Annotated in this window: 13 protein-coding genes; 5 read left to right on the top strand and 8 right to left on the bottom strand. The window is 42.4% G+C overall.

Annotated features, from left to right (window positions below; all coding sequences use genetic code 11):
- Nucleotides 1-3 precede the first annotated feature (3 nt).
- On the top strand, nucleotides 4-828 hold the full coding sequence (gene sanA / locus EAE93_RS00225; protein WP_046393928.1) for an outer membrane permeability protein SanA: 825 nt from the start codon (nucleotides 4-6) through the stop codon (nucleotides 826-828).
- On the opposite strand, the gene yeiB is transcribed toward sanA, so the two are convergent.
- The 3 genes from yeiB to EAE93_RS00210 form a co-directional block, all read right to left on the bottom strand.
- Nucleotides 716-1,864: a DUF418 domain-containing protein YeiB gene (gene yeiB / locus EAE93_RS00220; protein WP_036814614.1), complete on the bottom strand. Its 1,149-nt coding sequence runs from the start codon at nucleotides 1,862-1,864 to the stop codon at nucleotides 716-718. The genes sanA and yeiB overlap by 113 nt on opposite strands.
- A gap of 21 nt (nucleotides 1,865-1,885) precedes the next feature.
- Nucleotides 1,886-2,545, bottom strand: coding sequence for a GTP cyclohydrolase I FolE (gene folE / locus EAE93_RS00215; protein ID WP_036777911.1), 660 nt, complete (start codon nucleotides 2,543-2,545; stop codon nucleotides 1,886-1,888).
- Between the two features lie 171 nt (nucleotides 2,546-2,716).
- On the bottom strand, nucleotides 2,717-3,904 hold the full coding sequence (locus tag EAE93_RS00210) for a YbfB/YjiJ family MFS transporter (RefSeq protein WP_036814630.1): 1,188 nt from the start codon (nucleotides 3,902-3,904) through the stop codon (nucleotides 2,717-2,719).
- Between the two features lie 381 nt (nucleotides 3,905-4,285).
- Here EAE93_RS00210 and EAE93_RS00205 point away from each other — a divergent pair, with 381 nt between their 5' ends.
- The 3 genes from EAE93_RS00205 (at nucleotide 4,286) to moeB (ending at nucleotide 7,248) form a co-directional block, all read left to right on the top strand.
- Nucleotides 4,286-5,032 carry an SDR family NAD(P)-dependent oxidoreductase gene (locus EAE93_RS00205; RefSeq protein WP_036814613.1) on the top strand — a complete coding sequence of 249 codons (747 nt, stop codon included), beginning with the start codon at nucleotides 4,286-4,288 and terminating at the stop codon, nucleotides 5,030-5,032.
- Between the two features lie 222 nt (nucleotides 5,033-5,254).
- Nucleotides 5,255-6,496, top strand: coding sequence for a molybdopterin molybdotransferase MoeA (gene moeA, locus EAE93_RS00200; RefSeq protein ID WP_214038812.1), 1,242 nt, complete (start codon nucleotides 5,255-5,257; stop codon nucleotides 6,494-6,496).
- Nucleotides 6,496-7,248: a molybdopterin-synthase adenylyltransferase MoeB gene (moeB, locus tag EAE93_RS00195; RefSeq protein ID WP_110091447.1), complete on the top strand. Its 753-nt coding sequence runs from the start codon at nucleotides 6,496-6,498 to the stop codon at nucleotides 7,246-7,248. Before moeA ends, moeB begins: the two co-directional genes overlap by 1 nt.
- An 82-nt stretch (nucleotides 7,249-7,330) precedes the next feature.
- Here the strand turns inward: moeB and EAE93_RS00190 are convergent, their stop codons facing one another.
- The 5 genes from EAE93_RS00190 to EAE93_RS00170 form a co-directional block, all read right to left on the bottom strand.
- A complete protein-coding gene (locus EAE93_RS00190) occupies nucleotides 7,331-8,926 on the bottom strand; it encodes an ABC-F family ATPase (protein ID WP_036814610.1) in 1,596 nt (531 codons plus the stop codon).
- A gap of 257 nt (nucleotides 8,927-9,183) precedes the next feature.
- Complete coding sequence (aac(6'), locus tag EAE93_RS00185) at nucleotides 9,184-9,678, bottom strand: aminoglycoside 6'-N-acetyltransferase (protein ID WP_214038811.1); 495 nt, start codon at nucleotides 9,676-9,678, stop codon at nucleotides 9,184-9,186.
- Nucleotides 9,679-9,788: 110 nt separating this feature from the next.
- Nucleotides 9,789-10,946 carry an iron-containing alcohol dehydrogenase gene (locus EAE93_RS00180; protein WP_036814609.1) on the bottom strand — a complete coding sequence of 386 codons (1,158 nt, stop codon included), beginning with the start codon at nucleotides 10,944-10,946 and terminating at the stop codon, nucleotides 9,789-9,791.
- A gap of 40 nt (nucleotides 10,947-10,986) precedes the next feature.
- Nucleotides 10,987-12,024, bottom strand: coding sequence for an NADP-dependent oxidoreductase (locus tag EAE93_RS00175; protein WP_214038810.1), 1,038 nt, complete (start codon nucleotides 12,022-12,024; stop codon nucleotides 10,987-10,989).
- Between the two features lie 122 nt (nucleotides 12,025-12,146).
- The gene (locus EAE93_RS00170; protein WP_214038809.1) at nucleotides 12,147-12,746 is read right to left on the bottom strand and encodes a TetR/AcrR family transcriptional regulator; all 600 of its coding nucleotides are present in this window, start codon (nucleotides 12,744-12,746) and stop codon (nucleotides 12,147-12,149) included.
- Between the two features lie 1,168 nt (nucleotides 12,747-13,914).
- Between EAE93_RS00170 and EAE93_RS00165 the strand changes: the two genes are divergently transcribed.
- Nucleotides 13,915-14,325 (top strand): hypothetical protein, encoded by a 411-nt coding sequence (locus EAE93_RS00165; RefSeq protein ID WP_036777902.1) that lies wholly within the window; start codon nucleotides 13,915-13,917, stop codon nucleotides 14,323-14,325.
- Nucleotides 14,326-14,398 lie beyond the last annotated feature (73 nt).

Here is a 14,398-nt window from a genome sequence, read left to right as displayed (position 1 = left end):
AGCATGTGGAAGCGCCTGATAACTGGTCTGTTATTCATCACAGGGATGCTGATACTGACAGCTATCGCACTTGACCGCTGGATTAGCTGGAAAACAGCCCCCTATATCTTTGATGATCTTAAACGACTTCCTGAACGCGAAGTGGGTATAGTACTTGGTACGTCTAAATATTACCTTTCTGGCGCCCCAAATCAGTACTATATGTACCGTATCCAAGGAGCCGTTAACGCCTATAACAGCGACAAAATTAAATATTTATTACTTAGTGGCGATAACGCTCAACAGAGCTACAACGAACCAGTCACCATGCGCAGAGATTTGGTAAAAGCGGGTATTCCTGCTGCAAATATCGTCTTGGATTTTGCGGGTTTCAGAACACTTGATTCGATAGTCAGAACCCGAAAGGTTTTTAACACTAATGATTTTACGATTATCACTCAACGATTTCATTGCGAACGAGCACTGTTTATCGCTATGCATATGGGAATTACCGCCCAATGTTATGCAGTTTCTACACCTAAAAATATGGTTACTGTTCGGTTACGGGAAATCATTGCTCGCCTCGGCGCCCTGACTGATCTTTATATTCTGAAACGTGAACCTCGTTTCCTCGGCCCTCTGATCCCCATTCCAGCTCCGCATAAGGTACCAAAAGGCATGACTGATTACCCCGCCGTAACCCCAGAAGAATTACGGGCAACGGACAAAACCCAACTTAAGCAGACCGGGCCAACACCGCCGTCATCTCACGCCACCGCCGTTCTACCGGCCCTTGCGGGTAACGGCGTAACCACCAGCATGAAAACAGAATATTCACCGCCCAAATAGGAAGAATAAATGCAAGTAATTCCAAACGGCTAAATTGACCAAAAAACCCAAGATGATAAAACAACAGAGTGCAAATTAAGGTTTGTAGCAAGTAATTACTCATCGCCATTCGTCCAACCTGACTGAGCCAGTAATTAATTCGCCAGCATGAAATAACCGGCCAGAAACCATATATCAAAGCCATATAACCCAGTGCCTGAAATGGCGTTACCAACTCAGCAAGGATATAACCGACAATACCTGACCAAAAGTAATCCCAATTATGGATATATTGGAACACGACAGAGAATATCTGAACAGCAACACTGAGTGGTATCAGCAATAGCGCCACATTTCGATAATGGCTTACTGAAAATTCACCTTTTAACCAACCATTACGCACTAATCCCGCACCACATAACATCATGCCGATAAGCTGCCAGCCATACTGAACAAACAGCATAACCATCATCAACATGACCTGATTGAAACGCTCTTTTACTGCCAGCCATCCACCAGACGTTTTCCAATATGTTTCGTATAACATATGGAATTCCGTCAGCCGCCAAGAAATATCATTAGATTCGCCACGGGAAAGAAAGCCAAGAATAAACAATAGCGCTAATCCGATCAGATAAAAAATAGCGCCTTTCATAAATAACCTGCTGCTGGCGCTATTTTGGCTAATCAATTGAAAGCTGAAAAAACCGGCCAAACTATAAGAGAGCAAAATATCGCCATCCCAGAATAGGATGCCATGCCCCAGTCCAATTAGAGCCAGTATGGTTAACCGTGGATAATTCCATATTGTGCCCCTTGGTAACAGTAGCTCCAAGGTTGCACCAAATAAAAAAGCCAAAATACACAGGAACTTCCCCTGAACAAAAACGCTAAGTACAGACCAGACAATCAAGTCAGTTAAAGAAGCTGAACCATTATATGCCGGATTCAAATAAGCGGCGGATGGCAAAGCAAAACCGGAGATATTGAGTAGCAATATCCCCAGTATTGCCAGACCACGAATACTATCCAGCGAGTCAATTCTCTGGCAGGCCATTCTTATATCCCGATGTAAAAATTACACATGGCGAGTCGTGCGTAAAAACTCTTGACGGGTATTTTGACTAGATTTAAACAATCCCCCCAAGGAAGTTGTTGTCGTGGTACTGGTTGCATCACGGATACCCCGCGCTTTCACGCAGTAATGAACCGCATCAATCGATACAGCAACATTATTAGTACCAAGCAGTGTCTGTAATGCAATCAGGATCTGTTGGGTCAGACGTTCCTGTACCTGTGGACGTTGTGAAAAAAATTGCACAATACGGTTAATCTTAGACAGCCCAATAACTTTATCTTTTGGGATATAGGCAACCGTCGCCTTGCCATCAATGGTTACAAAATGGTGTTCACAGGTGCTAGTTAGTGTGATATCACGCACTGTCACCATTTCATCCACTTTCATCTTATTTTCTATCAATGTGATTTTCGGGAAATTGCTGTAGTCCAACCCGGAAAAAATCTCATCGACGTACATTTTCGCAATACGACCGGGGGTTTCTGCCAAACTGTCATCACGCAAATCGAGATTCAACAGTTTCATAATTTCCGTCATATGCTCCTCAATACGCGCTTTACGCACTTCCGGCACCAACGCCTGACCACGCAAAGGCGTTTCAAGACCACGAGCTTCCAGCGCCGAATGCACAAGTTCAGCTTCTTTACTTAAGGATGACATTATTTTCTCCAAAGACATTACTTTTCATCATCTGGCGGGTAGTAAAATGGATGTTCGAGTCATGAAGACCATAACTGAAACAATTCACTACTAACAGGTAACTATTGCACACACTGTAAATGAGCACGTGGTGATTATCCAGTGATTGCTTTTCATAATTATATGAATTTTTTACACACGCCCTTCACTGGTCGGTTTATTTTTGTTACAAACCAATAACCCAGCAATGACCAAAGTAATCAATGCGACATATAACGCAGGCTCCAATCTCCCGGTTATCGCGGTAGAAACCGCTGACAGCATCGGCCCAATAAGCTGCCCGACCGCATATCCGGTGGTTAATAACCCGGCCATATAACGGCTATGTTCTGGTGCTAATTCACGCCCATACTGAAACGCCATTTGCACCACACACATAAAACCACCGCCAACCAACAAAGAGCTTAATGCCAGACCACCGATTCCCGGAATGCTCTCAGCGATGAGAATGCCCACAGCTTGAATCCATAAAGTGATCGCAAGCCGGATTTGCGTTGTCAACATATGACGGGTCAAAATAGCGAAACCGATGCCGATAACTGCGGCGGCGCCAAATATTGGCCAGACAAACTGTGCAAATAAGCTGCCGGGGAAACGATCACTTGCCATTTGCGAAAGAAAAGTCGCAGGTAAAATATAACCAAACCCCGCCAGGCTGTAACTCCATACCAGCCGCTTAATTGCCGGAGTCAAAGTCAGTTTTTTCACCTCGACTTGTGAACGGTGTAACTCGCCACGACGGGGCAAATGCCGACTAATATAGATACTACAAACCAGCGCCAAAATGCCATATAACAACCACGCTTCGGAAGCGCTCACTTGCCATGCTTGAATACCGATAGCAAGGATACCAGTAACGAATATCCCGACTCCCGGTCCCGCAAATATGGCAGCACTCAACGCAGGACGATTCAATTTAGTCAACTGTTCATTGGCCCATGATGTCACCAATACCAATGTCCAGCCGCTTGCCCAACCAATAAAAAAACGGGCTATACTGTGCAATATCGCCCCATACAGTAGCGCAGAGAGCAGCGTGATAATCACCGCCCCCCATAATCCGGCCCAAAGCCGATATTCAATCAAACGGCGTGCCCGCATTGCATCATAGGAGCCGGCCAGATATCCCAGATAGTTAAAAGCCGCAACGATACCAGCCCCAGTCAGACTAAACTGGCATTCTGCAATCATTAAAGGCACTTGAGGAGTGAAGGCAGTACGTCCAATTCCCATCGCGACGACCAGCGCCAAAAATCCACTCATTGCGATATGAAAAGCGAGGTAGCGGTGACTTTGTTGAGGAGAAATTGAATTGTTCATAGCCATAAAATATTATTTTTTTAATTCATTTTTCATAAGCCGTAACAGAAATCAAATACAACACACACTTTTAATTAACAAAGTTCCCAGAAAAACGTAAATTATTTCTGCCCATAAATAAAAAATCAGTAAGCAATTAATTACAGTATCTGGAACGTCAGCGTATATAAATTTTCGTACTCGGCTCCACTTATTTACTTTACCTCTAGTAAGTTACCTCTATTAAGATTAAATCGAGTCTTACAACACAACATTAGCTGAATTAGTCAGGCTTCCACACAATATTGTCCACACAATAATGCCAAAATGGTACTAACAAACCTGTCTATAAGAGATATGATTTATCATGTTATGTCCAAATATTAATTAAGGAGCATTTTTATGTATAAAGCATTTCAAGGTAAGACAGCCATTGTAACCGGTGGTGGAACCGGTATAGGACGGGCTATCAGTATTATGCTGGCAAAACAAGGTGCGGCTGTCGCAGTGATCTATTCACAAAGTGAACTTGAGGCGCAGGAAACAACAGAAGCCATTATCAACGATGGGGGGCAAGCTATTGCAATAAAAGCGGATGTTGCCGACGAATCGGCTGTGCAGGCAATGATAAACACTGTCGTGGAAACATTTAGCGGGATCGACTATCTGGTGAATAACGCGGCGACAACCAGACAACTTCAATTTGAAGATCTCGATGCTATATCTAGCGATATTTGGGATACCATTATTGATGTTAATGTGAAAGGCACATTTTATTGTTGCCGGTATGCGGCACCTTATCTTAAAGCAAGAACGGGGAGTGCTATTGTGAATGTCGGTAGTATCGCCGGCGAAACGGGCTTAGGTTCTTGTATCCCCTATGCCGCTTCCAAATCAGCGGTTCACGGACTGACAAAATCCTTAGCTCGGGCACTGGCTCCATCGGTCAGGGTTAACTGCGTAGCGCCAGGCGCCGTTGAAACAAGATGGTGGAAAGGGAGAGAAGAGAAAATGCATACGCTTTGCACTTATTTGCCCTTAGAAAGAATTTCAACGCCAGAAGATGTTGCAGAAATAACCTTAATGTTGTTAAAAGCGGAATCGATGACAGGACAAATCATAACAGTTGACAGTGGTCAAACCTTATAATCTCTTGCCCGCTTTCTAACCTGGCTATGACAACAGCATATCCTCTGACGCCAGGTTAATCGTCATGTTCTACGTACTTATCACATGTCGCGGCATTTTGGATAACCGACACCAATATCGCCGCGTTTATGGAACATACGATCAAAATCAAATATCACTCACACCTATGATGATCTCTGCCATAATGCCATTAATAAAAAACGTTATCTGGGAGCATCACTTATGGATCACTGTCATACCTCTGGATTGATCTCTTTGCAGCAGGCGTTGGAAAAACTTCTGACGCAAGTTACACCACTGACTGACACAGAAACCGTCAACCTCCCGCAAGCATCAGGACGCATCACTGCAACAAATATTATTTCTCCTATCAATGTGCCCCCTTTTGCTAATTCAGCAATGGATGGTTATGCCGTACGCCATGCGGATTTAAATGGCACCAAACCACTGCCTCTGGCAGGAAAAGCGCTGGCAGGCTCCCCCTTTCAAGGAGAATGGCCGGTTGCAACTTGTATCCGCATTATGACTGGAGCGCCGATCCCCATTGGCGCTGATACGGTTATTATGCAGGAACACGCAGAAATTACTGACGATGGCATCGTTTTCACTCAGCCAGCTAAACAAGGTCAAAATATCCGTCTGGCTGGCGAAGATATAACTAAAGGTGCGGTGGTACTACCGGTAGGCAACAAATTATCCACCGCTCAGTTACCCTTGATTGCATCTTTAGGCGTCACCGAAGTTGAAGTGGTTCGCAAATTGAAAGTCGCCATTTTCTCAACGGGTGATGAACTACAAGCTATCGGTCAACCGCTTAAAGAAGGGCAAATTTATGATACCAACCGTTTTGCCATTCGCCTGATGCTGGAGAAACTGGATTGCGACGTTATTGATTTCGGGGTTATTGCAGACAATCCCCAAGCTTTACGACATGTTTTTGAGGAAGCAGATCAAAAAGCTGATTTAGTCATCAGCAGTGGCGGCGTTTCTGTGGGTGAAGCAGACTACACTAAGCAGATACTGGATGAATTAGGCGAAATCAGTTTCTGGAAACTGGCCATTAAACCGGGTAAACCTTTCGCTTTTGGCAAACTAAAAAACGCCTGGTTTTGTGGCTTGCCCGGTAATCCAGTTTCAGCCGTTCTCACTTTCTATCAATTAGTTCAACCTTTAATCGCGCGTCTATCTGGCTTTACGGCATGGCAACCCCCTATGCGTATGCGAGCCAAGGTCGCCACGCCATTGAAAAAGACACCGGGAAGAATGGATTTTCAACGGGGTATTGCTTCGGTGAATGAACAAGGTGAACTAGAAGTTCGTACGACAGGGCATCAAGGCTCTCATATATTTAGTTCATTCAGTCAGGGGAACTGCTTCATTGTTCTGGAACGTGAGCGTGGGCGGGTAGAAGTTGGTGAAAATGTTGAAATCGAATTGTTCAATCACTTACTGAAAAATGAATAATGACCATTGAACTCACAGACACAGAAATCCTACGTTATAACCGTCAAATTGTTCTACGTGGGTTTGATTTTGACGGTCAGGAAAAATTGAAATCTTCGACGATCCTGATAGTCGGTGCGGGTGGTTTAGGTTGCGCGGCATCTCAGTACCTGACCGCAGCAGGTGTCGGAACAATAACATTACTGGATTTTGATACCGTTTCTCTCTCGAACCTGCAACGGCAGATACTGCATCGGGATGAACGTATCGGCATGGCTAAGGTGCATTCAGCCCAATTGACGCTCCGGGCAATAAACCCACATGTCACGATTAAAACCGTTAATGGATTACTGGAAGATCAAGCGCTAGATGAACTTATCAGCCAGAACAATGTTGTCTTGGATTGTACTGATAATGTGGCAATCCGCGAACAACTGAACCGCTGGTGCCTGGCAAGGAAAACACCTCTGGTTTCCGGCGCGGCTATTCGCATGGAAGGGCAACTAACTACATTTACTTATCAGCCAAATGCCCCCTGCTACCGTTGCCTGAGCAGACTGTTTGGCGAAAACAATTTAACATGTGTAGAAACGGGAGTGATGGCGCCATTAGTCGGTACCATCGGTACATTGCAAGCAATGGAAACCATCAAACTCCTTACTGGATACGGCAAAGTCAATAGCGGCAAGGTTTTATTGTTTGATGCAATGACGATGCAATTTCGTGATATTAAATTATCCAAAGATCCCAATTGCGAAGTGTGCAACAGTTAATCTATCTACCGATAGAAATAACAAACAATAGAAATAACACGCCCCGGTTATCTCAACCAGGGCGATTTATCTCATAAGATTATTATTCAACAATTCCCTGACTTCTCAGATACTCATCATAAGTACCTTTGAAATCAATGACCTTATCAGATTTAATTTCCATAACTCGGCTTGCTAATGAGCTAACAAATTCCCGATCATGAGAAACAAATATCAAAGTACCTTTATACAATTCAAGCGCAAGGTTCAGGGATTCAATGGATTCCATATCCAAATGGTTTGTTGGTTCATCCATTATCAGAATATTTGGCTGTTGCATCATCAACTTACCAAATAGCATCCGTCCTTTTTCACCACCCGATAACACTTTGACTTTTTTCTTAATGTCATCCTGGCTGAACAACAAACGTCCTAATACGCTACGAACAGCTTGTTCATCGTCCCCTTCTCTCTTCCATTGGCTCATCCAGTCAAAAACCGTCAGATCGCAGTCAAAATCACTGGCATGATCCTGAGCATAGTAACCAATGCTACTATTTTCAGACCATTTAACTGTGCCACTATTTGGCTCTGTCTCACCAACCAATGTTTTCAGAAAGGTCGTTTTACCGATACCGTTAGCACCGATAACGGCTATTTTCTCGCCAACCTCCAGCAAAAGATTGAGATTCTTAAACAGAGGACCATTGTCATAACCTTTAGTCAAACCTTCCAATTCCAAAGCATTACGGAACAATTTCTTATCTTGCTCAAAACGGATATAGGGATTCTGACGACTAGATGCTTTAACTTCTTCTAACTGGATTTTATCAATCTGACGAGCACGGGAAGTCGCCTGTTTTGATTTAGACGCATTAGCGCTAAAACGGCTGACAAAAGACTGTAATTCCGCAATCTGTGCTTTCTTCTTCGCATTATCAGCTAGCAGGCGCTCACGGGCTTGAGTGGCGGCAACCATATATTCATCATAATTACCGGGGAATAGACGTAATTCACCGTAATCAAGATCGGCCATATGAGTACAAACTGTATTCAGGAAATGACGATCATGGGAAATAATGATCATGGTGCTATTTCGTTCATTCAGTATTTGCTCTAACCAACGAATCGTATCGATATCCAAGTTGTTCGTTGGTTCATCCAATAACAGAACATCAGGATTAGAAAACAGCGCCTGAGCCAGCAATACACGCAATTTCCAGCCCGGCGCCACTTCGCTCATCAAACCGTAATGCTGTTCTACAGGAATACCAACACCTAGCAACAACTCTCCGGCACGTGCTTCGGCACTATAACCATCCATCTCGCCATAAGCGACTTCCAGATCCGCAACGCGATAGCCATCCTCTTCACTCATTTCCGCCATCGCATAGATGCGGTCACGCTCCTGCTTTACCTGCCACAGTTCCGTGTGCCCCATAATCACGGTATCCAACACCGTGTACTCTTCAAAAGCAAACTGATCCTGACGCAGTTTACCAATACGCTCATTGGGATCAGTGCTGACATTACCGGCAGTGGGTGTCAGATCGCCACCCAAGATTTTCATAAAAGTGGATTTACCGGAACCATTCGCGCCAATCAGACCATAACGGTTACCGTTGCCAAACTTGACAGAAATGTTTTCAAACAGGGGCTTACTGCCAAATTGCATGGTGATGTTGTTTGTACTTAACACTGCATTCGCTCTTACATTTAGAAACAAAAGGGAAATCGGAAAAATCAATAGCGGCGCATTATGCCACAACAAGGTTAAGAGATCGCGGGAAGTTTTGAGCGTTATTCGAGCTAATTCAAGATAAATACATGGAGCTACGTTATCATGTCAGAGGCACATAATATATGTAGCACAATGTAATTCGCATCAGCATTCAGTTATAAGAGATGAATGATGATAGAAATAATCCAAGTCCCATTTCACCATCCAATTCATCCCTATTTGATTAACTTCCTGAAAAAAACTACCCGTTCTGTCTCAACAAACCCAAGAGACAAATGAAGAGCCAGCGATTCTTCATTATTTATTTCAGCATCTGATGCCATTTCAGTACATCCATGATCCTTAGCCCAATTTTTAATATGAGTGATAAGACGAGTCGCTAAACCGTTTCTTCTTAATTCCGGGGTAATGTAGATCCCCTCAAGGTAAGCTACTGGAGAGGAATTGCATCCATTGACATATTCAAATCTCAGTGAAGCCTCTGCAAAACCGCAAAAATCACCTAAATCCGATTGGATCATAAAAGCAATCTGGTTATCAGAATTCAAAATCGAGTTCATTTCTTCACAGTGACTTTCTTCTGATGCCGTAGGCCATAATGCATTCCGCAAATACAACCATTCATTAAAATTATGGCTGTTACTCACTACAATTCGATAGAGATTATTTTCCAACTGAATATGCGACGATTGCTGATGTTTATTATCCATTTTTGACTCAAACATTTTTTCCTATTTAACTTATATCGTACTGCAAATTCGTTCCCTAAAATAGACTCCAGAGAGAAGCCCTGGAATTTTCCCCAGGGCGCTCCTCCAACTTAAAGGCTTGCTTGCAAGATTTGGCGACTAATATCTAACGTAATGTCTCTGTTTTCACCCAATTGAGTCAGACCGTGAGCTTCCAATTGTTTCACCACCCGATCAATGTCATCAACACCAAGGTTGTAATCTGACAAATGGGTCTGAATTCCTAAATCCTCGAAGAAACCGCGAGTATATGCAATAGCTTGATCAATTCGTTGTTCTTCATCTCCACTGGTAATACCCCAAACACGCTCACCATACTGCAACAATTTGGCACGCTTGCTTTCCCGGCAGATTTTCAGAGTAGCAGGCAGGAGAATCGCCAGTGTTCGAGCATGATCAATACCGTAAAGCGCCGTTAATTCATGACCGATGTAATGTGTGGACCAATCCTGCGGCACACCAGCACCAATCAAACCATTGAGAGCCAAAGTCGCGACCCACATTAGATTGGAGCGGATCTCGTAATTATCCGAGGCGTTTATCGCCTGAGGACCTATTTCAATCAATATCTGCAATAGCCCCTCAGCAAACCGATCCTGCACCATACCGTTGGCCGGATAAGTCAAATACTGTTCCATAACGTGTGTGAAAGCATCAGCCACCCCATTAGCCACCTGACGTAACGGCAGAGTATAGGTTTTCGTTGGGTCCATAATGGAGAATTGAGGAAAAATAAGCGAACTCATAAAATCCAGCTTAACTTGTTTCGCTTTATTGGTAATTACCGAACTACTGTTCATCTCTGAGCCTGTCGCGGGTAGCGTCAAAACGGTACCAAACGGGAGAGCACTCTGAACAAGCGATCCCCCCTCTTCCAAAATACGCCAAGGCTCTCCTGCAAAATTCACAGCCGCCGCCACAAATTTAGTGCCATCAATCACAGAGCCGCCACCGACAGCGAGCAAGAAATTCACTTCACTATTGCGTATCAATTCAACCGCTTTCATCAAAGTTTCGTAAGTCGGATTAGCTTCAATACCACCAAACTCCTGAATAGTTCTATTAACCAACGCACTTCTGACTTCATCCAACGTTCCGGTTTTTTCAGCACTGTTACCGCCGTAGAGAATCAGTACCCGCGCATCCCGTGGCACCAAGCTATCAAGACGGCTAATAGTTTCTTTACCAAAAACGATTTTAGTTGGGTTGTAATACTTAAAATTTCGCACAACTACCTCACTGTATAGGCCGAATTATGTCTAGTAGCATTTAATTATCAGGACCGACACGGACGACTAACTTGCCGAAATTATGGCCTTGTAACAGACCAATAAACGCCTGTGGAGCATTTTCCAAACCTGACACCACCTCTTCACGATATTTTATCCTGCCATCATCAAACCATGCGGATATATCACGTGAAAATTCATCAAAACGCCGAGTATAATTATCATTAACAATGAACCCTTCCATCCGAATTCGCTTCCTCAACAGTTTATTCATCAACAAAAACAAGCGATCTGGCCCTTCTGGAGGGTTAGTGGAGTTATAACGAGAAACCATTCCGCAAACCGGAACGCGAGCAAAGTCATTCAGTAACGGCAAAACAGCGTCAAATACCTTGCCGCCCACATTTTCAAAATAAATATCAATTCCCTTCGAACAAGCCTTGCACAACTGTTCTTCAAAGTCTGGAGCATGGTGGTCAAGGCAAACATCAAATCCCAATATATCAACAGCATGGCGACACTTTTCCGCACCACCCGCTACGCCAACGACATAACAGCCTTTAAGCTTACCGATCTGACCAACCGTTGCACCAACCGGACCCGTTGCCGCAGCAACAACCAATGTTTCACCAGCCTTGGGTTGACCGATATCCAACAGCCCAGTATAAGCAGTCAAGCCAGGCATACCGAACACACCTAATTGATAGGATGGGTGAACAGGCGATTGGCCTAAGTTGAGAAGGCCGCTACCATCGGAAACGGCATAATCCTGCCAACCGCTATATGCCAGTACCCAATCACCCACCTGATATCTCCGATGATTTGAAGACACGACCCGACTCACTGTTGCACCAACCATAACGCTATCAAGCTCCACCGGTGGCACATAAGATGGTTCATCACTCATTCGCCCACGCATATAAGGATCTAGCGAAAGAAAAACGCTGCGTAACAGTATTTCTTTCTCCTTTATCTCAGGAATAGGTTGCTGTTCCAGACGAAAATCAGTCAGTGTCGGGGAACCATTCGGACGTGAAGCCAAGACGATACGGCGATTTATTTGTTGTGTTTGGAACATTCATCTTCTCCTTCAACATTAAAGTCAGTATCATTGAGATACTCAAAAAGTAGACCAGTCGTCTAATCATTAGGTATAAAAAAACACTGATGAATAGTGACTTCCAACAGTGTTTTTATTCGCTATGCATTCAATAATCGCTTCGTGGTAGCCATAGCACTTTGTAACGGTGCGCTACTCTGGGTGATCTTCGCCATCAGGCTAGCCCCTAACCAAGTCTGATATAACGCTTCAGCCAGTGGAAAAGCTTCCTCAACAGAACAATTCAATCCACCCTCATGGACAATGCTTTCCACGACAGAGGCAAGGCGCATAACAATACTCTTTGTCCCATTCTCCAACACCAAGCGCATCGCTACAGATAGATCACTCACCTCAGCTCCGAGCTTAACCGCCAAACACTTTTGCCCACAAACAGTACCGTCTTCCAACGGCTCCAACCAACCTTGCCAGTACTGCATTAAGTTCTCTTTCGCTGTCCACTCCTTACGCATCATGATGTTATCCATCCTTTCGAGATGGCGCGTAAAGTAATCTTCAAGCATAGCGGCGCCAAATACCTCTTTCGACGCGAAATAATGGTAAAACGAGCCTTTCGGCACTTCTGCCGCCTTTAAAATTTCATTAAGTCCGACGGCTGAAAAGCCTTTACATCCAATAACTTGTTGAGCAATGTCTAGGATGTGCTGACGGATATCTTGGGGGTTTCTATTCGTTTGCATAGATACAACTTATACCGAATTAGACCAGTCGTCTACAATTTAAAACAAAAATTTTCAGTGGGCAAAAAAATTAGGAAATTCTCTGCTAACACCACTTGCTACCCGTTTCTTACTGATTTATAGCGTCACTCTAAAGCGCATGTTACACCGGCAACTTATCAATAGAATAATACGTCATTAAAAATAAACTGTTTTGATTTTTTACTTTTAATAAGATAGCAAGAAGCTTCCAATTGGTACTCTGAATGACAAAACGATATCGTGATACGATTTAGTTTTATGCTGAATGTGTTTTTAAATCAGACACAAAGAAGAAATAAAAATAACCAATAATGCCACACTGAAAATAAACATATTAAGGTTCAATGACATTATATTTATAACAATTTCATTTTTTTATGCTATTTTAATCAAGGATGTAATAATCCCTGTCGTGAATATAATATTAGCTCATTATCCAAATATCTGTTAATCAATAAGTCAATGAATCAGAAAACTTATTAGCAATAAGAAAGACTTATAAAATTAGTGTATTTATTGCTACTCAAAATAAATACAATCTGTGACTAAGTTATACTCATTCGATATTACAACACATTAACATTTCATCAATATAATGATGAATTAATGTTCAAAAATAATAAAATCATTATTAACTCGCCATAGATTTAGCGGCCTATTTTTATTTGCCATTATAGTTGTTTTATATATTATCTATTAAAAACATAGACATATTTTATCATTTACATCTACGTTTTTAAGTACAAAAATATAATTAACCGGTTGTTATTTTATAATAAAACACAAAGAGCAAAAAAATTGACTTTTATCTGAGAGAAACGGTATCTTAAAAAACATCGAGGCAAAATAAAGCCTTTTATCTACGCCATTTAATAGATAGTTTTTTTGATTTTAATATTTTAAAAGGATAAAAATTATTAAAAGCGATAATAAAATGGTGGTAATGATAAGTTAAGAAAACTCAGATATGAAAAATTGAAATTCAGGAAATATGAGGAAATGGAATTCTAATAAGAAGTAAAAATAAGCTATCAAATATAGCTAAGAAGGTTCCACCCCAAGTTATTTTATATAACCATAACAGGTTGAATTAAAATCTTGGAATTTATTAATTATACTTTTAAAATCAATCACAAGAGGTGATACTATGTCAGAGATCGAAGCAATTTCCTTAAAAGCGCCAATCAGCGTTATCGCGAAAGTAACTAACAAATCACCATATAAACTTAAACTTATTCAGGATTCTATCCGTCTTGATCAAGGTGAGTGGACCACTCTTCCTCCTCAAGTAATTAATAGAAGCAATGACAACACTCCTGGAAAAGCGATTTGGAGAAGTGATTCAAACAGCCTGTTAGGTGGTGTTGCAGGGCGTTGTACCTATGTATTTGTAGATAGCAAAGGCGAAATCTATAGTATCTATATTACATGGAGCAATCCTTTGATTGGCAGCAGCAGCTACTCAATCTCAACCGATTATTTAGGTGATGATTTACACTTATCCTATACAGCGGATGGCGGTAACAATCCAATAGTAGAATATATGATTGTAAGCTAATATTTAACCATTAATATTAACAACCATTCCTGTGGTAAAATATTTAAATAAATATTTATGCAACAGGAATGGT

This window comes from Photorhabdus akhurstii (assembly GCF_018448925.1).
In the GTDB taxonomy this organism is placed as follows: domain Bacteria; phylum Pseudomonadota; class Gammaproteobacteria; order Enterobacterales; family Enterobacteriaceae; genus Photorhabdus; species Photorhabdus akhurstii.
Note: the sequence above shows the minus strand (reverse complement) of the source record. Positions and strands in the feature narration are given on the sequence as shown.

Coding starts and splice junctions, on each gene's coding strand:
- sanA (WP_046393928.1), top strand. CDS start 4: ATGTGGAAGCGCCTGATAACTGGTCTGTTATTCATCACAGGGATGCTG.
- yeiB (WP_036814614.1), bottom strand. CDS start 1,864: ATGGCCTGCCAGAGAATTGACTCGCTGGATAGTATTCGTGGTCTGGCA.
- folE (WP_036777911.1), bottom strand. CDS start 2,545: ATGTCATCCTTAAGTAAAGAAGCTGAACTTGTGCATTCGGCGCTGGAA.
- EAE93_RS00210 (WP_036814630.1), bottom strand. CDS start 3,904: ATGAACAATTCAATTTCTCCTCAACAAAGTCACCGCTACCTCGCTTTT.
- EAE93_RS00205 (WP_036814613.1), top strand. CDS start 4,286: ATGTATAAAGCATTTCAAGGTAAGACAGCCATTGTAACCGGTGGTGGA.
- moeA (WP_214038812.1), top strand. CDS start 5,255: ATGGATCACTGTCATACCTCTGGATTGATCTCTTTGCAGCAGGCGTTG.
- moeB (WP_110091447.1), top strand. CDS start 6,496: ATGACCATTGAACTCACAGACACAGAAATCCTACGTTATAACCGTCAA.
- EAE93_RS00175 (WP_214038810.1), bottom strand. CDS start 12,024: ATGTTCCAAACACAACAAATAAATCGCCGTATCGTCTTGGCTTCACGT.
- EAE93_RS00170 (WP_214038809.1), bottom strand. CDS start 12,746: ATGCAAACGAATAGAAACCCCCAAGATATCCGTCAGCACATCCTAGAC.
- EAE93_RS00165 (WP_036777902.1), top strand. CDS start 13,915: ATGTCAGAGATCGAAGCAATTTCCTTAAAAGCGCCAATCAGCGTTATC.